The organism is Shewanella sp. 8A (genome assembly GCF_023475945.1).
GTDB lineage: Bacteria > Pseudomonadota > Gammaproteobacteria > Enterobacterales > Shewanellaceae > Shewanella > Shewanella xiamenensis.
The window spans coordinates 314,772-335,534 of the sequence record NZ_JAMDJP010000001.1; the positions used below are offsets into that span (position 1 = coordinate 314,772).

The window sequence follows — 20,763 nt, forward strand, 5'->3', positions numbered from 1 at the left end:
TTTTTGAGTGGGGAAGAGGATGGCGGCGCAGAATTTAAGTGTTCATATAGCGCGATTTTTAGATAGCTTATCCCTCCAAGCGGGGAGCAAGTTAGTCCTCGCTTACAGTGGCGGAGTCGATTCCGAAGTGCTCGCCTACGGCTTAAGTGAATATGCTAAACAGCGTCCTGATTTGCGCTATCAATTGATTTATGTACACCATGGCTTGAGCCCCAATGCCGATGCTTGGGCCAAGCATTGTCAAGAACGCGCGGCCCTGTATGGTTTACCTGTGACGGTAGAACGGGTGCAGCTCGAGCTTGGTCCTCGGGTGAGCGTTGAGGCTGCAGCGCGAAAAGTGCGTTATCAGGCGATTTTAGCGCATCTTAATCCGCAGGATATCTTACTAACCGCTCACCATGAAGATGACCAACTCGAGACAATTCTGTTAGCCCTAAAACGCGGTCAAGGCCCTAAGGGATTAGCCGCCATGGGGCACATTCAGCCACTCTCATTAGCAGGCAAAGGATCGTGCTTACAAGTGCGTCCTTTGCTTGATATTAGCCGCGAGATGATTGAAGCCTTTGCCAAAGCGCAACATTTAGTCCATATCGATGATGAGAGTAATCAAGATGATAAGTACGATCGTAACTTTCTTCGCCTCGAGATTATCCCACGCCTAAAAGCGCGCTGGCCAAGTATCGCCACAACTGCCAGTCGCAGTGCCCAGCTTTGTGCCGAGCAGCAAGCCATAGTAGAAACTGAGGTCAGTGAGCGTTTACCTAAGCTGTTAACCAAGGCGCCTGTAATTGGGCAAACCGTCCTTAAGCTGACGGAGTTAGCATCGCAACCGATTGAATGGCAAGGGATACTGCTGCGGGGCTTTATTGAGTCCCAAGGATTTTCACTGCCATCCTACGTGCAGTTGCAGCAAATGTTGCAGCAATTAATCCACGCTAAAGAGGATGCTAAGGTCCATATCCGCATTAATGACTGTGTACTGCGCCGCTTTGCCGGGATGCTTTATCTGGATAGTGGAGAAACCCTATCTACTGCGCCCCACATTACAGCGCGCGACCTACATCAAGAGATTCTGACCTTATTGACTCAAGCATCAGCAATGGTTGAAGACAAGATTGTGCCATTTGCGTTGGTTACCACAGGCCCTCGGCTGCGTTTACCTAACGCCGATGAAGTGGTGAGTCTACGTTATGGCTTGCCTGGGCAATTTCGCTGTCAGCCGCATTTTCGCGATAAGGGACGCGAGCTGAAAAAGTTATGGCAAGAATGCGCTGTGCCGCCATGGTTACGTACTGATGTAGGATTCGTGTTCTACAACGATAAGCTGGTGATGGCCTTTGGTCTCTGGGTCGAAAAGGCATTTTGTGCCCAAGGGGATGATATCGGGCTTAAGTTTGATGGGAATGCGATCGGATAGCAAAGTCTATTTGCCATGCTTTATCGCCAGTGAGCAGCATCCATGCTCGATTAAGACAGTTGGGCCGGGCTTAACTTGTAGCAATTACGCCCCGAGGCTTTGGCTTGATACAAAGTTTTATCAGCCTGCTCATAGAGTTGTTCGGCTTCCATCGTGTCGCTCGCCTCAGCCGCCCCAAGGCTACTGCTCACGCCAAATTGATGGAAGCTGGTATTGGCATTGGTTGCAGTGACGATACGCTCACACAGTAAACCCGCGGCATGAATATTACCTTGTACTATGACCACAAACTCATCGCCGCCGATGCGGAAAGCCTGATCTGTACTACGGATACAGCTACGGATAATGTCACCAAACTCCTTCAAAATATAGTCACCGCATTTGTGACCATACTTATCGTTAAGCTGCTTAAAATTATCCAAATCCAACACAATAAGTGACACCGTTCCCTGTTTTCTGTGAGCCCTAGCCACCGCGTTTTTCAGGCTTTGGCTGTAATAGTGACGATTTCCAAGACCCGTTAGGGAGTCAAACATAGCCTGCATCGACATTTCTTGGTACTGCATGGCATTCAGCAATGGTTGTAACAAGAGCGGCTCTATTTCTTGCAAGCTGATGCTCTGTGAGGGCGTTAGCGGCGTTAATAGTTGATACTGCAGTGTAACTGGTGTCCCACCGCAAATGATCTGCCGTTTAAGGCTAATCCCATAACGTTTACCCCAGCTTAATTTATATTGCTCAGATTGTAGTCGAACCCCTTGTATAGGCAGATGTTGTCCCAGCACTTTGCCGTAGCAGGCAAAGACTGTCCGCGGATCTAAACTAGCATGCAGTTGCTGGATAACTTGCACGAGATCCAACGGCGTGGATGTCGGGCTATATGCCTCTGTTTGATAGTTATATTCATCGGGATATAACGTGGTCGCTAAGCCAAAGTCCATTATGATTACCCCAGCAAATGAAATGGCGATAAAAACTGTTACCTTAGTTAAGCAATATGTGTGCCGTTATATTTGCCAATTAAATTTGTCTTTACTTGTCACTCAGTTAAGCTTAAAGCTCATCGTTATAATTTTTAACATGCCAGTAATTTGACAGGAGCTAGTGCGTCTATGGAACATGGTTTCTTGATTCAAATTCTGTTGATGTTAGTCATTGCGATCGTTGCGATTGCGCTACTTAGGCGTATCGGTTTGCCAGCTATTTTGGCGTATTTGTTAACAGGAGTACTCAGTGGGCCGAGTGGCTTTCATTGGTTTACTCAGCAGCAAATGCAGTCTGTCGCCGAGCTTGGGGTAGTGCTGTTGATGTTTACCCTAGGGCTTGAGTTTTCGGTACCCCGCTTATGGGCGATGCGCAGAACCGTGTTTGGTTTAGGCAGTGCCCAGGTGCTCGTCACCACTGTCTTGACTATGCTAGTGGCGTTAGCCTGTGGGTTGAATTGGATTGAATCACTCGTTATCGGCGCTGCAATTGCGCTTTCATCTACCGCCATAGTGCTTAAACTGCTCAATGAGCAGGGCTGGCTGAGGCGTCGTCATGGCGAATTATCTGTCAGTGTATTGTTATTTCAGGATTTAGCGGTAGTGCCGCTGCTGATTCTACTGCCATTACTCGGACAGAGTGATGAACCCTTAATGTTAGCCTCTATCGCTTGGGCGTTACTCAAGGGGATTCTCGCCTTCTTTTTCTTAATGGCTTTGGGGAAGTGGGCTTTACCCAGGCTGTTTGATGAGGTGGCAAGGTCGCGCTCAAATGAACTCTTTGTTCTTTCAACATTAGTGGTCGCCTTGGTCACGGGCGCATTTACCCAGTGGTTAGGATTATCAATGGCCTTAGGGGCATTTATGGCGGGGATGCTGCTTGGTGAGAGTCAATATCGTCGTCAGCTCGAGGCGGATATTCGCCCCTTTCGCGATCTATTAATGGGGCTATTTTTTATTTCTATCGGCATGATGCTGGATTTTGGATTGGTTATTCAGTTTTGGTGGCAAATTCTATTGGTTCTGCTCGCAGTTGTGTTTGGTAAGGCACTTATTATCCACGGATTATTACGTTTAGTGGGCGAGCCCTTTAGGATTGCGATTAGCACGGCTTTAAGCTTGGCGCAGGTGGGGGAATTTAGTTTTGTGGTACTCGCGCTCGCCGTTAGTTATGGGTTACTGAGTAATGAGACCAGTACTATGCTGGTGATGGTGGCGGTATTATCGATGAGTATCGCCCCTTGGTTGGTGCGTCACAGTGTGGATATTGCAAAGTGGTTATTGGGGATTCGCCAGTCAACGCATGTAGATGATGTCGTCCCCGTGGTATCCGACGACCATGATTTAGTGGTGATTTTGGGGTATGGGCGCGTAGGGCAAACCATTGCGCGTTTTTTAAAGACCGAAGCCGTGCCTTATTTGGTGCTCGATCTTGATCCCACAAGGGTTTCTGAGGCGCGTCGAGCTGGGGAGCCTATTTACTTTGGTGATGTGTGTAAGCGGGCCATTCTCAAACAGATTGGTATTAAGCATGCCAAAATGATAGTGATCACCTTTAGCGACTCCCGCAGTTTAGAAGACGCCTTACCCTTATGCCGGCAACTGGCTCCTGAAGCTAACATTTTGGTCAGAACCCGCGATGATAGCGAGTTAGACTTATTACAAAAGGCGGGGGCCAATCAAGTCATCCCAGAAACCTTAGAAGGAAGTTTGATGTTAGTTTCGCAGGTTTTGCATCAATGCGGAGTGCCATTAGCACGGATCCTCAAGCGGTTAGAGTCGGAGCGGCGTAATCATTATCAATTTTTACATGGCTTTTTCTCGGGTACAGAGACGGATTTCACTTTAGAATCTTTGCATGCAGTGCTGCTGCACCGCGGTGCAAATGCCGTTGGTAAGCAAGTGGCGGATATTGATTGGGAATCACTGCGGGTAGAGTTGAGGGCTATACGTCGTAATGGTCAAGAAATTGAGCATCCTGCATCGGATTGGGTATTTCGAGCGGGGGATATTCTCCTCATCGTCGGCAAACCGAGAAGAGTAGAAAATGCAGAAGCGAAATTACTGCAGGGCTAGTTGGTTTAATGAGAACATCAATCAATAGGATAAAACGCACCTATAAAAAATGCCGACACTTAGTCGGCATTTTGTCTGTAAACTTGTTGTTAATTAATCCCTTGCGGGAAGTTAATTACAGAACAACAACGTTCGCAGCTTGAGGACCTTTTTGGCCTTGTTCGACTTCGTAAGAAACCTTTTGACCTTCAGCAAGGGTTTTAAAGCCATCAGATACGATTGCGCGGAAGTGAACGAATGCGTCAGCGCCACCGTTATCAGGGGAAATAAAACCAAAACCTTTGTCTTCGTTAAACCATTTTACTACACCAGTAGTTTTAGACATGAATGTCTCCAAAATTTTCAAAAAAATAATTCGCAACAATGCGTGAAATTAGCCAGAAATAGAATTATTTACATTGATGATAAGTTATGAGTGGAAAGCTTCATGACAGCAAACAAATACCGGGTGCAGCGAAGGTTTTCAAATACATAATATTGCTTATAAATAGGTCTGACTCACAGGCCAGGACGCAGAATAGCATACTCCCACTTTTTGTATAGCTTTATTTTTAACTAGGGCATATCTATTAGGGGTTTTTAGTTCGAATATTTGATGTGGATAATTTTTTATTGTTTTTATTCATATGGATAGTGTTTGATTGTGTCACTGAAGCCAGATTGAAATAATTATTCCTGTAAGTTTACTCGCACTATAGTGGTGCTAAACATTTAGAAGGTGGCTTATTTATTTGTCACTTTTCGTTACGTTATTAAATTGTTGCCTATTTGTGATGGTGGTATTGTTTTTCGTATTGGGAAGTTTTCCCATCGAACTTTGACAATAATGACCTGTGGAGCATCAATATTGAAAACGGTATTAAAACGCATTGGGCTTGGCATTTTAGCCATATTGCTATTGTTGATGGCAGTTGCCGCCCATGAATGGTTTGCCAAAAAGCCATTTTTCTTTCGCGCATTTTTAGATAGAAGCGTCGTAAAAATGGCCTTTGAAAGTCCTGAGACGTTAACATCCTTAGGATTTTTAGAATCGGTTGGGATTACGGGGCATAACGCCCTGCTCGACGATGATAGCCCTGAAGCCATGGACAAAACCTTTACTCAAGTCCGTGCGTTAAGAGACACATTACTGAGTTACCAAGACGCTGATCTCGATGATAATCAGCGTATTTCGAAGGATATTGCATTGTATCTGGCGGATTTTGCCCTCGCGGCCGAACCCTATCGCTATCATAACTATCCGGTGAATCAGTTGTTTGGTGTGCAAAATGGTTACCCAAGCTTTATGCAGGCGCAGCATCAAATCCATTCGGTTGATGATGCTGAAAATTACCTCTCGCGCTTAATTGCGGTGAAGACTAAGTTTGGACAAACCTTAGAAGGGCTCAAACTTCGAGAAGCTAAGGGCATTATTCCGCCTAAGTTTGTGATTGAGCGGGTGCTTACTGAAATGAATGACTTTATCAGTGCGCCAGTTGAAGACAATATTCTCTACAGCTCCTTTAAAACCAAATTAGCAGAAACTCAGATTAGCAGCGATGAACAGGCGCGTTTGCTTGCCACCGCAAAAACCAATATTGAAGCTTACGTGCAGCCAGCGTATCGACTCTTCATTGATTATTTTACTGAGTTACAGACTAAAGCAGGCACGGATGATGGTTATTGGGCTTTGCCTAATGGGAATGTCGCCTATGAACAGCTGTTGAAGTTCTTTACTACGACAAATTACACCGCCGATGAGATCCATGCTAAAGGATTGGCCGAGGTGAGCCGTATCCAAGGTGAAATCATGACCATCTTGTCAGCACAAGGGTACGATACAAGCCAAGGATTTTCGGTAGCGATTGAGGCCTTGGCCGCCGATCCTAAATTTTACTATGAAGACACCGATGCTGGCAGAGCGCAGATCCTAGTGGATTATCAAAAAATCCTCGACGAGATCAATGCCGGACTCGATAACGCATTTCGTATCCGTCCAAAGGCGGGAATGGAAGTGGTGCGTATTCCTGAATTTAAAGAGAAAACGGCTCCTGGCGCTTATTATCAGCAACCGGCGATTGACGGCAGCCGCCCAGGACGTTTTTATGCCAACCTCTTTGATATCAAAGCAACACCTAAATACGGTATGCGTACCTTAGCCTACCATGAGGGGATCCCCGGACATCATTTTCAGGTTGCAGTTGCAATGGAACTTGAAGGGCAACCACTTATTCGTAAGATGGCACCTTTTACCGCTTATATTGAAGGCTGGGCACTTTATAGTGAGCGTTTAGCTTGGGAACTCGGTTTCCAACAAGATCCCTTCGATAATATTGGTCGTTTGCAGGCGGAGTTGTTTAGAGCTGTGCGCCTTGTTGTTGATACAGGTATTCACCATAGTCGTTGGACGCGGGAACAAGCCATTGACTATATGAAGAAAAATACTGGAATGTCAGATCGCGATGTAACCGCTGAAATTGAGCGTTATATTGTGATGCCCGGCCAAGCGACAGCCTATAAGGTGGGGATGATGAAGATCCTCGAACTGCGGGAAAAGGCGAAACAAGCTCTTGGGGACAAATTTGATTTGCGCGATTTTCACGATGTGCTGCTTAAAAATGGCGCTGTTCCCTTAGATATTTTAGAAAAATTGGTTGACCGTTATATTGCTGATAAGCGTCGTCAAGCCTAAGTTGAGGTTACTTTAGTTGGCACATCCCCGCAGGAATGGTCTGCGGGGATATATCCCGCTCACGTAAGTGATTCGTCTTCTGGCTTTCCCCATCCGGTTTCAATACAATTCCCCCTTACACGTTGATAAATGCCTTTGACAATCGTGGTTTATTGTCCGTAAAGGTATTTTTGAGTTTCAAGGTTTTGCTGATGAATCGCTTCCCCCCCCAAGAGCCCATTCAATTGACTCAAACGGCAATTGAGTCCTTATTCACGCCGCCGACCTTGATGCGTGCCCGTGATTATGTAATGCAGGGGAAGGTGTTAAGCGCAAAAGCCAATGCCGATTTTCGCCATATTGAAGGCTCGGTAGCGGGCAGTGAAACCTCACCCTATCGTCAGGATATACGTTTAGTCAGCGTCAATCATAAGCTCATCATGAACGGTTTTTGCTCCTGTCCCGCCACGGGACATTGCAAGCATATGGCTGCGGTACTGTATAGCTTGCTCACCGATAAAACGGTTGAGGATCAACGCATCGCCCAATGGTTACATCTACTCGATGATGCCGATGATCCTCGTTTGAATGATGTTGAGTCCCTCTACGATGATCGGGTGCTGTATATCCTCTCAAAGGACGATAATGGGGTGTTTATCGAGCTTAGGCGCGGCAAGCTTGGCAAGAAGGGCGGTTATAACAAGGGTTCCAAAATTGCACTCTCGGATGTGCAATATTATATGCCTGCATGGATTGGTGCCGAGGATGTGCTGATCATCAATCTGATAATGTCTACGAGGCGCCATGGTGCATCGCGGCTCTATCTTAAGGCGCAGTTAGGTGCGGTTGCGCTTGAGAAAATGCTCGCGACCGAACGTTGTTTTTGGGAGGAAAGTCGCCTCGCATTGACCGCGGGCGATGCCATTACGCCACAGTTTATTTGGCAAGATATTGAGAGTGAACACAAGCAAATGCGCCTTGTTTTGCCCAAGCGAGATAATTGGGAGCTTGTGCCAACCGAGCCTGCGTATTATATCGAACTCGATTACTTTCAAATTGGTCTTATCGACACTGATATCAGTATTGAAAAATTGCGCCTACTCAGCCAAATGCCACCCGTGCCTCGCACGCAGGTTGAGGTGGTGAGTCATAAACTGATTAAACATTTTTCAGCGCGCACAGTGCCGCTACCAAGTGCCATCAATTTTGTCGAACTACGGGATAAACTTCGGGTTCGGTTGAGCCTAAATATGCTTTCGGCGGCATCGACTCATGCCAATGCTACTCTACCTAATACGACCCAACTCAAGACAACAACGCCACATATTCAAGCTGTTGATATCAATCAGCCCTATGTGACCTTGGCATTTATCTACGGTGATGTCGTTTTGAGTGGTAATGCAGCTAAAGAAGCCTTAACCCTTGTGACCCAAGGCGGAACGACCTATCAAATTAACCGTGCTTTGGACGAAGAGCAAACGGCGGTTGAGGCTCTGCAAACGCTTGGATTTACTCGTTTTGTATTTGATCTTAGCAGTTTAGCCTGCCACTGGCGCTTAGGTGTGTTGCCCGAGGCGATTAAGGAGTGGTTGCAATTTATCGAGGAAGACGTGCCAAGATTACAAGCCCAAGGTATTGAGGTGTTATTGGCGCCCGAGTTTAGCCTTAAGGTAGTCGACACGCCGTTAACCGTTGAGCTGGATGACAGTAAAGAGGGCTGGTTTTCGCTGTCTTTGCATGCGGATATCAATGGGCAGCGGTTACCCATGTTGCCGCTGGTGGCCACTTGGCTTAAACAACATGGTGAGCCTGCCGATGATGCAGAGCTATTGCTACCAAGCCCAAATGGTGAGTGGCTTAAAATTAAAGCCAGTGTTATCAAACCCTTGATGAGCATTATTTTAGAGCTGTTTGAACAGCATCGCGGCAACAGTATCGCCTTACCTAAATATCGGGCACATTTACTCAATGAGTTAGCCCAGAGTGATATCAGCTTGCTCAATGGTGAGCGGGTGCGCCAACTTGCTGCCAAATTAGAACAATTTACTGGTGTTGTTGCGGTTACTGCGCCAACCCAATTACAGGCAGAACTGCGTCCCTATCAGCAACAGGGCTTAAATTGGTTATGTTTTTTAAAGGAATATCAGCTAGGTGGCATTTTAGCGGACGATATGGGATTGGGTAAAACCATTCAAACTTTGGCATTCCTGTTGAAGCAAAAACAGCTTAAGTCCGCGGCTGGCCCTCATCTACCCAGTTTAATTATTTGCCCCACCAGTTTGGTCGGGAACTGGGCAAAGGAGGCGGCAAAATTTGCGCCTTCGTTAACACTGGCGGTGATCCATGGCGCACAGCGCGGGCCGCTTTTGGCACGGTTAAGTGAGTTTGATGTGGTTGTTACTACCTATCCGTTAATGGTGAGGGATAACGATTTTTACCAGGCACAACCTTTTGAGCACATAGTGCTTGATGAAGCACAGCAGATTAAAAATGCTCAAGCTAAAGTCAGTCAGATGATTAAAGCGCTGCAGGCGCCTTTTAAACTCTGCCTTACGGGGACGCCCCTTGAAAACCATTTAGGTGAACTCAAATCCTTAATGGATTTTTGTTTACCAGGACTCCTTGGGACAACGGCTTATTTTAATAAGGCATTTCGTTATCGGATAGAGCGTTACGGCGATAGCGAGCAGGCAAAAGTGTTGAGTCAACGCATTGCGCCCTTTGTACTCAGACGAACTAAGACGGAGGTAGTGACTGAACTTCCGCCTAAAACCGAAATTTATCAAACTCTTGAGCTTGAGAAAGATCAACGCAATCTGTACGAGAGTATTCGCTTAAGTATGGAGAAAAAAATTCGAGAATTGTTTGCAAGCCAAGGCGTGGCGGGCAGCCATATCGAGTTTTTAGACGCGCTGCTCAAATTGCGCCAAGCCTGCTGCGATCCGCGATTAGTAAAACTCGAACAGGCACAAAAAGTTAAAAATAACGCCAAGCTTAACTGGCTTAGCCAAAACTTGCCGGAAATGGTGCAGGAAGGACGCAAAATTTTAATCTTCAGCCAATTTACTAGCATGCTGATTTTGATTGAAGAATTGCTGCAATCCTTAGAGATCGACTACAGCAAACTGACTGGGCAAACTCGGCTGCGTCAGGGGCAGATTGATCAATTCCAAGAAGGCGATACGCCAGTGTTTTTAATTAGTTTAAAGGCGGGCGGAACCGGGCTTAATTTGACCGCTGCCGATACGGTTATTCATTACGATCCTTGGTGGAATCCTGCGGCCGAAAGGCAAGCCACTGACAGAGCACACCGTATTGGCCAAGAAAATCCGGTGTTTGTCTACAAGCTTATCGCCGAGGGAACGGTCGAAGAAAAAATCCAAGAGATGCAGCAGCATAAACAAGGTTTAGCCGATAGTATTCTTGAAGGTAAGGGCAGTGGCGCATGGCAAGGTAGTGCCGATGAACTGCTCTCTTTATTCCACTAAGGCATTGTTGCATATCACCGCCTGTGGTCGTTGACTTGGCGACTCTTGTACAAGCAGAGCGGTAACAGATTGATGCTTAAAAATTCTTTTTAAAATGCGAGTTAAAAGACAGAGGTGACCCATGCAGTACCCAGTCGATACCCATACCCATACCGTGGCATCCTCCCATGCCTATAGCACTATCCATGATTATCTTGCGGTGGCAAAACAAAAGGGGCTCCGCCTGTTTGCGACGACAGATCATGGCCCGGCCATGGCAGATGCGCCGCATTTTTGGCATTTTGTGAATTTACGGGTATTGCCGCGCATGGTCGATGGCGTCGGCATTTTACGCGGCATTGAAGCCAATATTAAAAATCGCGACGGTGAAATCGATTACTTTGGCGATTATCTGTCGCAGCTCGATATCGTCTTGGCTGGATTCCATGAACCCGTGTTTGCGCCCTCGGATAAGGTCACCCATACCGAGGCGATGATTAATACGATTAAAAGTGGCAAGGTCGATATTATTACTCACCCAGGAAACCCCGCATATCCCATTGATATTGAAGCAGTCGTCACTGCCGCAGCTGAATATGGTGTAGCACTTGAAATCAATAATTCCTCCTTTGAAGTGTCTCGCAAGGGCAGTGAAGCCAACTGCACCGCGATCGCTAAGGCGGCTAAAGCGTTAGGTGCAACCTTAGTCATGGGGTCTGATTCCCATGTGGCATTTAGCCTTGGTGGATTTGATCGCGCCTTAAGCATTATCGATGCGGTTGATTATCCAAAGGATAAGCTGCTTAATCGCTCGCCCATGGCGCTGTTAGACTTTTTGACTCTGCGTGGGCATAAAACTGTTGCTGATTTTATACCGCACTTTCGCGATGAAGCAATTTGAGGCGCTTGAGTCAATCAATGCAGGATGTCACTCCCGCGCGACCAACAGTGGTCTTAACTGGCGCGCACAGCCAGCTGGCGAAAGCATTAATCCGAACGCATCTCAATGGTGGATTAGCATTGAATCTCCATCCGCTTACGCATGCTTCGTTAGATATCAGCGATAAATACCGCGTGGCTGAGGTGTTTGCGCAGGTGAAACCCGACTGGGTGATTAACTGCGCGGCCTATAATGCGGTCGATAAGGCTGAGACGGCGGTGGATGAGGCTTATCGCGTCAATAGCCACGGCCCAGAATTATTGGCAACCGAATGTGCGCTCACGGGCGCGCGGTTAGTACATATTTCCAGTGATTATGTTTTTAGCGGCCTGCTTGCGGGCGTTGAGGCCAATGCCTTAAGTGAAACGGTGACACCTTTGCCATTATCCGTTTATGGCAAGAGTAAGCTTGCCGGAGAGCAAGCGGTGCTGCGTATCTTGGGTGAGCGCGCGATTGTTATCCGTACCGCATGGCTTTACGGTGTCGATGGGCATAATTTTGTGAAAACTATGCTGAGGTTGATGGCCGCCACGCCTGATGCTCAGCCGCTCTCTGTGATTGACGATCAAATCGGCTCACCTACGTGGGTCGATGCCCTCGCGTTGCTTATTTGGCAACTGATGCTAACGGGTGAGGCGGGGCTATTTCATTATTCAGGGCAGGGGCAATGCAGTTGGTATGAATTTGCTGTTGAAATTCAGCAGCAAGCGTTGGCTCTGAAGTTATTAAAGAAAGCCGTGCCCATCATTGCCATTGATAGCCTCAGTTATGCCGCCAACGCGCTTGAGAAAGGCAATGTGCTGGCACAAAGGCCGAGTTACAGCGCGCTTAATAGCGATAAACTGCGACAGACGCTGGATAAGCACCATCTTGCCGCTATGCAATGTCCTGAAGTTTGGCAGGATTGGCGAGTGCAACTTAACTGCATGCTTAATGCTTTTATAACACAACGCGAAAAATCCTAAACTGATGCCGTTTTTTGTTAGCGGCAAAGGCAAGTCGAATGCCTTTACCGGTATTCCAATCCTATGTGGTTTATTTTCAAGGCGGTGAATACGAATGCAGCCTAGGGAATGACTCTTTTCAGCGTATCTTGCTTGGCTTAGACTCGACTTACTTAAAATTAAAGCCTGTTGCTTAGGACTTAAGCTTTGGTGTTTAAGCCCGCTTAGTCAATTTTGCTTGATGTATGACGAATTTGTTCTTAATTCTCAATGGCTGCCGATGGCATAATGCCGCAAAGCTGATTGAATAAAGGACGACTAAGTGACCGATAACACCACAATTGCGCTGCATTTTTCTAAAGCGGACTTGTTGCGGCTAGTGAATATAGCCCATGCGGCAGGTGATGCCATTATGGCGATTTACGCCCAAGAGCATATTGCTGTTACACAAAAGAGTGATGAGAGTCCTGTAACTGCTGCCGATCTTGCGGCTCATAGGGTGATTGTCAGTCAATTAGCTGAGCAATTTGCGGGCATTGCTGTGATGTCAGAAGAGGCCGCCGATATTCCTTGGGATGAGCGTGAGCAATGGCAGACCTACTGGCTTATCGATCCTTTAGATGGCACGAAGGAATTTATTAAGCGAAATGGCGAGTTTACCGTCAATATTGCGCTTATCCATCAAGGCGAAGCTATTGCAGGTGTGGTTTATGCTCCAGTGTTGAACACGACTTATTATGGGGCGAAACACTTAGGTGCTTGGCGACAGGATGGACAGCAAGAACAGCCGCTTCAGGGCTGTAAGATGCCAAGACAGGTGCCGATAGTGGTGGGCAGTCGTTCGCACTTAAGCCCAGATGTGGCTGATTATTTGAACAATATTGGTCAACATGAAATGCTAAGCGTGGGAAGCTCGCTGAAGTTTTGTATGTTGGCAGAAGGTAAGGCCGATCTCTATCCAAGATTGGGGCCTACCAGCGAATGGGACACCGCGGCAGCGCAGGCGGTACTTGAAAGCGCAGGCGGAAAAGTCGTGTGTTATGACTCAGGTTTACCCTTAACCTACAATCAAAAACCTGACATATTAAACCCTTATTTTATTGCCACAGCGCCTGGCTGGGCAAAATAACGAGCAATCACAAGTGAGTCTGCGCGGACTCCTTGGCAGAACAATAGCGGAGAAGCTTATTCATGATACGCATGGGCATCGATTTAGGCGGCACAAAAATAGAACTCGTCGCCTTAAATGACGAAGGAAATGAGGTTTTTCGTAAGCGTATCAATACCCCTCGGGATTATCAGGGCACGCTTAACGCGATCGTCGATTTAGTTAATGAGGCTGAAGCGACCTTAGGTGAAAAAGGCTCTGTTGGCGTGGGGATCCCTGGAGTTATTTCTCCCTATTCAGGATTAGTCAAAAATGCCAACTCGACTTGGATCAACGGTCATCCCTTGGATGTGCATTTAGGGGAGCTGCTCGGCCGTGAAGTGCGGGTTGCTAACGATGCCAACTGTTTTGCGGTATCTGAAGCCGTCGATGGTGCTGCTGCGGGTAAATCTGTGGTGTTTGGGGTGATCATTGGCACGGGCTGCGGTGCGGGTGTGGCCATTAACGGTAAAGTGCATGCGGGTGGTAATGGCATTGGTGGCGAATGGGGCCATAATCCGCTGCCGTGGATGACCAAGGAGGAGTTTAATACTACCCGTTGTTTTTGCGGTAATCCTGATTGTATCGAAACCTTTATTTCAGGCACTGGCTTTGTTCGTGATTACAATGAGGCGCTCAGTCGCGCAGCAAGCGTCCAACGTGTGCCCGCTAAATCTGGTTCAGAGATCATGAGCTTAGTTGACGAGGGGGATGAGATAGCGATATCGGCCTTTGACCGCTATATGGATAGACTCGCGCGCTCACTGGCTCATGTGATTAATCTACTTGATCCTGATGCGATTGTGTTAGGTGGCGGCATGTCGAATGTCGAAGCTATTTACCCAAGATTACCTGCATTATTAAGCCATTATGTTGTAGGGCGCGAATGCCGAACACCGGTTGTACAGAATCTTTATGGTTGTTCTTCAGGTGTGCGTGGCGCAGCGTGGTTATGGGAAAAGTAGGCTAATGTCTGTCTTAAAACGCATCGCCTTGGCGATGCGTTTTGTTTTCTTTTGATGTTATGATTGCGCTCCTTTGAATAATTGGGCGCTAGCGCATGTTTTGGGTTAAGAAAGCAGTCTCTCAGGCAATCATGCCTGTTCCATTTATCCTGTTGTTATTGCTGCTATCTTTGTTTATTTGGCGCAGACCGCGGTTAGCAAAATGGGCGATTGCCAGTGCTTTTACTCTTCTACTGTTATTAAGTAGTCAATTTAGTGTCGATTATCTCGTGAAACCGCTTGAAACCCAATATCCCATTAATTCCACTCCCATTGCGGATACCTGTGTGGTGATGGTGCTTGGCTCGGCTCACTCGGATATTGAAGCTGCTACGGCGGTACAGTCCTTATCGGCGGTCGCTTTAGCGAGACTAACGGAAGGACTGCGGCAGCTTAAGTTAGGTCAAGATTGTACTTTGGTAGTTAGCGGTTGGGGCGGCGAGCTAACCCAACATCCCCACGCTGAAGTGATGGCTAAGGCTGCGGTTGAACTTGGCATCGACACGTCACGCATTATTGAATTCCCGCTCGCGCGCGACACCCTTGAAGAGGCGCAATACTTTAAGGATCACTTTGGCAATCAGCCTGTGCGATTAGTCACCTCGGCCTCCCATATGCCACGGGCGATGGCCATTTTTAGTGGTAAAGGATTAACCGCAAGTGCGGCGCCGACGGATTTTAGGGCCAGAGACGATTTTTATTGGCGTTTTACTGCGGATAACTTACTCGCCTCGCAACGTGCGCTACATGAATACATTGGCCGTTTATGGCTTTGGGTAAAACAGGAATAAAAATATGGCCTTAGAGTCTGATATTGTCTCGGTTCGTCCACTCTCTAAACGTAATGGTTTGACTTTAACTATTGTAGGTGCCTGTGCCTTTGTGTTGGGCTTTGGCTTGTTTGTGATACTACCTGAGCTATTTGCAGTGGGCTTAGTGTTTTTCAGCTTGGGTGCGATCGCATTGATATTGGGCCTTGCAAAGGTTTTCGAGCCTGACACCACATTGACTATGGATGAGCAGGGGCTGACTTATTTTCATCGCCGCGGCAAAGTGTCGATAAACTGGGATAATATTCAGCGGGTTGACATTCCAAGGGTGACTCAGGGAGTTGATACTATTGAGCTTTCCTATATTGGTATTAAGCTAAAGCAGTTAAATCCGATACTCGATAATATTTCATTACGGCTTGCAGCGGGATTATTGACTGAGCAGCGGCCGTTACTGGTTACCGCCGCATCACAGCAAGAAGATTTAGCGACCTTAGAAACTTATCTTGGTGCTGAATTTAGCCCTTTGGTGGTTGATGGTGACAGATACCGCGGCGTATTGGCGATGTTTGGACATCGCTGCGTGATGCTCAACACTCACCTTGGCTATCATCTTTATATTCCCCATGACAGTTTAGATCGTGAGCCGCGGGAATTTATTAAACTGTTAAGGCAGCGCATCGCGCAGAGTTCGACGCAAATCGATGCTACAACAAATTAACGCTACTGATAAAAAAGGGGCCCCGATGGGGCCCCAATAAGTTGCAGAGAGGAAGTTTGGGTTGTGCAGGGGGCAACCCAAAGGTACTAGTACTAGTGTGCTACCTCTGCGTGTACCTTATCTATGCCATAAGTTTTACCTTCAGCATGGCAGGTCGCGCATGATTCTACTGGTAGGTTAGGATCAGTCACTGCATCCGCTTCTACAATCGCACCGTTACTTCTAAAGTGAGCTACTGCTGCTGCATCTGAGTGAGCGTGACAGCTGCGGCATGATTCAGCTACTGGGCTAATATAGTAGCTACCCACTTTGATAGAGCGTTTTTCAGAAGTCAAACCACCGTCAGTTGCAAACAGTTTAGCGCCGTCTTTATGACATGCAGAACATGCTGTTTCTGGTGATGGGTAACCGAGCAATTCACCTTTATCGTCACGGAAGATGCCTGTGATAGAGTCAAAGTTACCACTGTGGAAACGGTGGGCAACGGTGAATAGGTCTTTGTTGTTGAAGGTGACGTCTGGATTCACTACTTTGCTTCCATCAGCGCCTTTGTAAACAACCGTTTTGTGACCTGAAGCTCCCGTTGTATCGTTATGACAGTTCATACATTGAGTGAAGGTGTAAGTACCGTGTCTTGTTCCTTTAACATAGTCTAAGGTACCGTGACAGGCATTACATTTGGCTTCTTCAACAGTGATACGAGTTGGGTCAGACATACGAGCAGTGCTGACTGCGCTACCATCTAAGCTGAAGAATTTAACAGGAGAGCTGTTGCCAATAGGGTTAGTTGGCCCAAATTCAAGTCCTGTTGCATTACAGCTTGCTACTGCACCAGCCTTGATACAAACGTTAGCTTCTGAACTGACATACATAGTTCCAACTGCTTGTGCATCTGGAATATCTTTAACAAAAGTCAATACACCACCAGAAAGCGTACCGCTTGCAAGGTTTAAGCTGATAGCTGTAGGTTTAACATCTCGCCACGCATAAACAGTACCATCGGTAGCAACATTACCCAGCAATAAACCGTTAGCAACTAACTTTCCTGTTGGATTAGTGGTCGCATTATAGGTTGCAAGGCTTGTTCCATCGGCAATGGGTGTACCATTGATGGTCACATTAGCCTTGATGGTTAATGTTTTCATACCTAAGGTGGCTGACGGTACAACTGCTGCACTTGTAAAGTCCACTTTAAATAAGTTGGCGTATTCAGCGCGTTTACCAACACTATGAACAGCTTCTGGTGTTAGGCTACCACTACCGTGACAAGATTTACATTGAGTGTCGTCGGCTTGAGCTAAACCAAATTCTGAGTGGTTTTCGCCAGTTGCGAAGTTGACATTGATATGGCAACCCACGCAAGCCTTAGCGTAGATATTGGTGTTATAACTTGGTGCACCATCGTGACAGGATTTACATTCTTTCAAGTCAGATGGGAAACCAATTTCACCAAAGTATTCTTTGGCTTCACCAGACAGATACGCTGCATTATGTTCACCGGCATGGATACGGTGGATCATTGGAGCAAAATCAAAGACCCAACCTTCAGCAAGTTGTGCATCGCTGGGTACTAGATCTGGGTTATGGCAAGTTACGCAGTTTTTAACGTCTTGATAATTATGGTGAGCTTCGATCTTAGCGATATGGCCATCAGTTTCACCGTGACAGTTTTTACATGCTGCACTCGATACTGTGTCTTTGCCTGATGCGGCTAACTCGTCGGTCGCTGGGATAAAATCAACAGGTACTGAAAGTACTTTATCTGCTAAGGCAACGCCTTGGCTATTGGCGATATTGTATGCGCGTAAAAATACTCTGTGTACTGCATTAGGGTTATCATTTGGATTAATGATCGGTGCAGCACCATCGTAAGTCCAAGTGGCAGTATATGTACCAGGGTTTGCTGTATCTTCAGTTAATTTACAAGCATTCTTAGTACCGTTAAGGCCGTTTAGAGTACAAGTTAATGAGCTACCCGCTTTGTTTGCCGTAGCATTGTTTTGCCATTGAATTGGCGCACCAGTACCTGACGTATTGTCATTTGCCGTTAAAGAGTAGATCGCAATTTTATCGAGTCCCATAAAAGGAACATCTTTGCCTGCGCTCTTTCCGGTTAAGCTGAACTTAACACTGAAACCTTCGCTGCTGGTGACTTTGATATCAGCTGGGCTAAGAGTAAATTTCAGATCGGTTATAGATTCTGCGGTTTTAGCAAAAGAACCAGCGGGTAACCCTGGTGTACCAGGAGTGCCCGGTGTTCCAGGGGTACCTGGTGTTCCGGGCGTGCCGGGTGCACCATCTTGCCCGTCTTCTCCGTCCCCGCAGGCGGTTAAACACAAGGCACTAGTGAGAGCTAGTGCCAGTAGAGATTTATTGTAGTTTTTCATCATCGCGTCCCTTTTTCTTTCTATAAGACTGCGTGTGCAGTGACTCTACTATAGGTCGAACAATCTACTTATAAAGGGGTATTTGCAAGTTTGTATCTGATATGTGAACAGTGATTTAACACACCAAAATGGAAATTCTAAAATATGAAATTGAATATTTCTAATTTTGCAATTCGTGTCTAAAAGTATGAAGTAGATAGCAAATTTTTACTTTTAATTTTAATAGTTTGTTGAGATTAATTTTCAATTAATTTTGGAAGCAGAGACTTATGAAACTTGTATTTAATGTTTTTCGGAGCCAATTTTTGAGTCAAAACTGAGGCTAATTTACTGCCATAAATAAAAGTGAATATGCTGGAAATAAGCTTGGATTTAACAAATTAAACTGTTTTTGAAACAATCAAAGCATCCATGCTGTTGAGCTATTACGGTGTTAATAGCGTGTTGGTTGTCAGGGCGGTTAATAATGAACTGACGACAAGTTCGCATTGTGTTTGACTGTAGCGTCGATGGCTTCGTGGCTTTTCTACGAGAAAATACTGTGGTGGCATAATCGTTTCATGTAGACGATGTAACTCTGCGATGGGAAGCGGTGCTAGTTTTAATCCCGGCATATGTTTTACGGTATGCATATCAATACTCGAACAAAATGCCACACTTTGCATGGTGAGAAGGTGGGCATACCATTCTTCCCGATCCGTGACTCTTTCAATCGAGGGTAATAGTAGCCCTTGGCGCTGACAGAACAGTTCTAGTGGGTCAATTCTGCTGTTAAAGCCCTTCAGTTCAATGCATAGAAATGAATAACGGCATATGTGCTCAAGGCTGATTTCAAGTTGGCTTTCCCAAAGGGAATGATGTTTCGAGGCAACGACATAGACATTTGAAATACAGCCTAAGCGTGTAACACTAAGCTCTTTGGATTCGGTCGGCTCTATTGTGATCCCAAAATCTAATTCACCTGCATGTATCAGTTCCGCACTATTGTCTTGCCACTTGTGTAGTCTTATTTGGCCTAATTCACTTATCACATCGGGTGAGCTGAGCTGTGGTGCTAAGAAACTTAATAATCCATTACTTGCGGCTATATGGAGCGGTAATTCAACGTGACTCGCTGCATTTTGCAGCTGCATTGCAGATTGTTCTAGGTGATAAACCGAATCGGTGAATTGGCAAACAGCGACATACAGACTTTCAGCAAGAGGTGTGGGTTTGAGCCCCTGTTGGCGCCGATAAAATAGTTCATCATTAAAGGTTAACCGTAGCGCATTGAGACAGCGGCTAATTTTGGGAGCCGACACATTTAACGCTTTAGCTGCACTATTTGCATGTCCGTTATCAAAAATACTTTTAAATACAAGTAAGGTGAATACATCAAGTTCGCAGATTTGTTTTAATAATTGAGTGCTCATTTGGTCTCGCCTTGCGATGAGTCTGAGTCTGCAGTCACACAGTTTTGCCTAAGCATATCGATACCATTGATTAAGCAGCAAACCGTATGCACAAAATGCATTGTTGGTGGATTAGGTTAGCAGTTGTCGTACGGCTTAACTGTGATCTTAATCTTTAATTTAACAATTGGTTAACCAATAATGCTGGCCATTGGATTATATGGTGTTTATTTAGGCGATTTTGGGCTGGGGCGAGCTCATCATCTTCATCAGAGTCGCTCGTAGTTGGTTGGAACAACGACACATCACTCGCGTGACGTAGGCTAGAATTTAGCGGCGCAAATAAAGTTTAATCTCTAAACGTCGACACACCCTCGCTCTTTTATGGGCTGAAATGTGGATTAGTCATTTTGACTCTGTGATAACAATACGTTTGTCGATGTTGCAGAGGGCAGGCTATGTGCGTGGATTGTCTGGTGATCTTCCTTAATCCTTAAACCAATAAACTGGCCGCCCTCATTGACTTGCATTGAAGTACAAGCAACATCACCGTCGACAATCCCATGTGCTTGGATGACTAAGCGCTCGCAAATTAATCGGCCTTTGAAATAACCATCAATAATTAATTCTCGACACTTTACCTCGCAGTGAAGACTTCCCGTTTGCTCAACAATCACATTCGCCTGTGACAGTATTTGACCTTGAACTTCACCACCAATCAACACATCGCCAGCAAATTCAATATTGCCAGTCAGCCTAGTGCCTTTAGCAATAAAACTGAGCGCGGGGGACGATTTGCGGGTAAACAGGAGATTTTTGCCAAACATGGTGATGAGAAACCTAATACATTGGGAATGAAATAGTAA

Annotated in this window: 16 protein-coding genes; 11 read left to right on the forward strand and 5 right to left on the reverse strand. The window is 46.2% G+C overall.

The window, feature by feature from the left end:
• Positions 1-19: 19 nt before the first annotated feature.
• Positions 20-1,417 (forward strand): tRNA lysidine(34) synthetase TilS, encoded by a 1,398-nt coding sequence (gene tilS / locus M0413_RS01340; RefSeq protein ID WP_249552885.1) that lies wholly within the window; start codon positions 20-22, stop codon positions 1,415-1,417.
• A 50-nt stretch (positions 1,418-1,467) separates the two neighbouring features.
• On the opposite strand, the gene dgcS is transcribed toward tilS, so the two are convergent.
• Positions 1,468-2,358 (reverse strand): diguanylate cyclase DgcS, encoded by an 891-nt coding sequence (gene dgcS / locus M0413_RS01345; protein ID WP_047534665.1) that lies wholly within the window; start codon positions 2,356-2,358, stop codon positions 1,468-1,470.
• 171 nt (positions 2,359-2,529) lie between these two features.
• On the opposite strand from dgcS, the gene M0413_RS01350 reads away from it, so the two are divergent.
• Positions 2,530-4,476, forward strand: coding sequence for a monovalent cation:proton antiporter family protein (locus tag M0413_RS01350; RefSeq protein WP_249552887.1), 1,947 nt, complete (start codon positions 2,530-2,532; stop codon positions 4,474-4,476).
• Positions 4,477-4,591: 115 nt separating this feature from the next.
• Here M0413_RS01350 and cspE read toward each other — a convergent pair whose 3' ends face one another.
• Entirely contained in the window at positions 4,592-4,801 is a 210-nt protein-coding gene (cspE, locus tag M0413_RS01355; protein ID WP_011071803.1) for a transcription antiterminator/RNA stability regulator CspE, read from the reverse strand.
• Between the two features lie 522 nt (positions 4,802-5,323).
• On the opposite strand from cspE, the gene M0413_RS01360 reads away from it, so the two are divergent.
• The 9 genes from M0413_RS01360 (at position 5,324) to M0413_RS01400 (ending at position 16,119) form a co-directional block, all read left to right on the forward strand.
• Entirely contained in the window at positions 5,324-7,147 is a 1,824-nt protein-coding gene (locus M0413_RS01360) for a DUF885 domain-containing protein (RefSeq protein WP_047534669.1), read from the forward strand.
• A gap of 191 nt (positions 7,148-7,338) precedes the next feature.
• The gene (locus M0413_RS01365) at positions 7,339-10,614 is read left to right on the forward strand and encodes a DEAD/DEAH box helicase (protein ID WP_249552889.1); all 3,276 of its coding nucleotides are present in this window, start codon (positions 7,339-7,341) and stop codon (positions 10,612-10,614) included.
• A gap of 121 nt (positions 10,615-10,735) precedes the next feature.
• Positions 10,736-11,494, forward strand: coding sequence for a phosphatase (locus M0413_RS01370; protein WP_249552891.1), 759 nt, complete (start codon positions 10,736-10,738; stop codon positions 11,492-11,494).
• 17 nt (positions 11,495-11,511) lie between these two features.
• Complete coding sequence (gene rfbD, locus M0413_RS01375) at positions 11,512-12,498, forward strand: dTDP-4-dehydrorhamnose reductase (protein WP_249552893.1); 987 nt, start codon at positions 11,512-11,514, stop codon at positions 12,496-12,498.
• 38 nt (positions 12,499-12,536) lie between these two features.
• On the forward strand, positions 12,537-12,674 hold the full coding sequence (locus M0413_RS01380) for a hypothetical protein (RefSeq protein WP_172587470.1): 138 nt from the start codon (positions 12,537-12,539) through the stop codon (positions 12,672-12,674).
• A 125-nt stretch (positions 12,675-12,799) separates the two neighbouring features.
• On the forward strand, positions 12,800-13,606 hold the full coding sequence (cysQ, locus tag M0413_RS01385) for a 3'(2'),5'-bisphosphate nucleotidase CysQ (protein ID WP_037430860.1): 807 nt from the start codon (positions 12,800-12,802) through the stop codon (positions 13,604-13,606).
• Positions 13,607-13,668: 62 nt separating this feature from the next.
• Positions 13,669-14,589: a fructokinase gene (mak, locus tag M0413_RS01390; RefSeq protein ID WP_055646673.1), complete on the forward strand. Its 921-nt coding sequence runs from the start codon at positions 13,669-13,671 to the stop codon at positions 14,587-14,589.
• A gap of 95 nt (positions 14,590-14,684) precedes the next feature.
• A complete protein-coding gene (locus M0413_RS01395; RefSeq protein ID WP_249552895.1) occupies positions 14,685-15,419 on the forward strand; it encodes a YdcF family protein in 735 nt (244 codons plus the stop codon).
• A 4-nt stretch (positions 15,420-15,423) separates the two neighbouring features.
• Positions 15,424-16,119 (forward strand): DUF2982 domain-containing protein, encoded by a 696-nt coding sequence (locus tag M0413_RS01400; RefSeq protein WP_037416799.1) that lies wholly within the window; start codon positions 15,424-15,426, stop codon positions 16,117-16,119.
• Positions 16,120-16,211: 92 nt separating this feature from the next.
• On the opposite strand, the gene M0413_RS01405 is transcribed toward M0413_RS01400, so the two are convergent.
• The 3 genes from M0413_RS01405 to M0413_RS01415 form a co-directional block, all read right to left on the reverse strand.
• Positions 16,212-18,509, reverse strand: a complete 2,298-nt coding sequence (locus M0413_RS01405) for an OmcA/MtrC family decaheme c-type cytochrome (protein WP_172587472.1) — start codon at positions 18,507-18,509, stop codon at positions 16,212-16,214.
• Between the two features lie 422 nt (positions 18,510-18,931).
• Positions 18,932-19,918: a LysR family transcriptional regulator gene (locus M0413_RS01410; RefSeq protein WP_249552897.1), complete on the reverse strand. Its 987-nt coding sequence runs from the start codon at positions 19,916-19,918 to the stop codon at positions 18,932-18,934.
• Between the two features lie 380 nt (positions 19,919-20,298).
• Complete coding sequence (locus M0413_RS01415; protein ID WP_047539190.1) at positions 20,299-20,724, reverse strand: bactofilin family protein; 426 nt, start codon at positions 20,722-20,724, stop codon at positions 20,299-20,301.
• Positions 20,725-20,763: the final 39 nt, after the last annotated feature.

What these genes read in the sequence shown, in the direction of transcription:
- M0413_RS01405 (WP_172587472.1), bottom strand. Translation starts at nt 18,509, where the DNA reads ATGATGAAAAACTACAATAAATCTCTACTGGCACTAGCTCTCACTAGT.
- tilS (WP_249552885.1), top strand. Translation starts at nt 20, where the DNA reads ATGGCGGCGCAGAATTTAAGTGTTCATATAGCGCGATTTTTAGATAGC.
- M0413_RS01400 (WP_037416799.1), top strand. Translation starts at nt 15,424, where the DNA reads ATGGCCTTAGAGTCTGATATTGTCTCGGTTCGTCCACTCTCTAAACGT.
- M0413_RS01380 (WP_172587470.1), top strand. Translation starts at nt 12,537, where the DNA reads ATGCCTTTACCGGTATTCCAATCCTATGTGGTTTATTTTCAAGGCGGT.
- M0413_RS01410 (WP_249552897.1), bottom strand. Translation starts at nt 19,918, where the DNA reads ATGAGCACTCAATTATTAAAACAAATCTGCGAACTTGATGTATTCACC.
- M0413_RS01370 (WP_249552891.1), top strand. Translation starts at nt 10,736, where the DNA reads ATGCAGTACCCAGTCGATACCCATACCCATACCGTGGCATCCTCCCAT.
- M0413_RS01350 (WP_249552887.1), top strand. Translation starts at nt 2,530, where the DNA reads ATGGAACATGGTTTCTTGATTCAAATTCTGTTGATGTTAGTCATTGCG.
- mak (WP_055646673.1), top strand. Translation starts at nt 13,669, where the DNA reads ATGATACGCATGGGCATCGATTTAGGCGGCACAAAAATAGAACTCGTC.
- rfbD (WP_249552893.1), top strand. Translation starts at nt 11,512, where the DNA reads ATGCAGGATGTCACTCCCGCGCGACCAACAGTGGTCTTAACTGGCGCG.
- M0413_RS01395 (WP_249552895.1), top strand. Translation starts at nt 14,685, where the DNA reads ATGTTTTGGGTTAAGAAAGCAGTCTCTCAGGCAATCATGCCTGTTCCA.
- dgcS (WP_047534665.1), bottom strand. Translation starts at nt 2,358, where the DNA reads ATGGACTTTGGCTTAGCGACCACGTTATATCCCGATGAATATAACTAT.
- M0413_RS01415 (WP_047539190.1), bottom strand. Translation starts at nt 20,724, where the DNA reads ATGTTTGGCAAAAATCTCCTGTTTACCCGCAAATCGTCCCCCGCGCTC.
- cspE (WP_011071803.1), bottom strand. Translation starts at nt 4,801, where the DNA reads ATGTCTAAAACTACTGGTGTAGTAAAATGGTTTAACGAAGACAAAGGT.
- M0413_RS01365 (WP_249552889.1), top strand. Translation starts at nt 7,339, where the DNA reads ATGAATCGCTTCCCCCCCCAAGAGCCCATTCAATTGACTCAAACGGCA.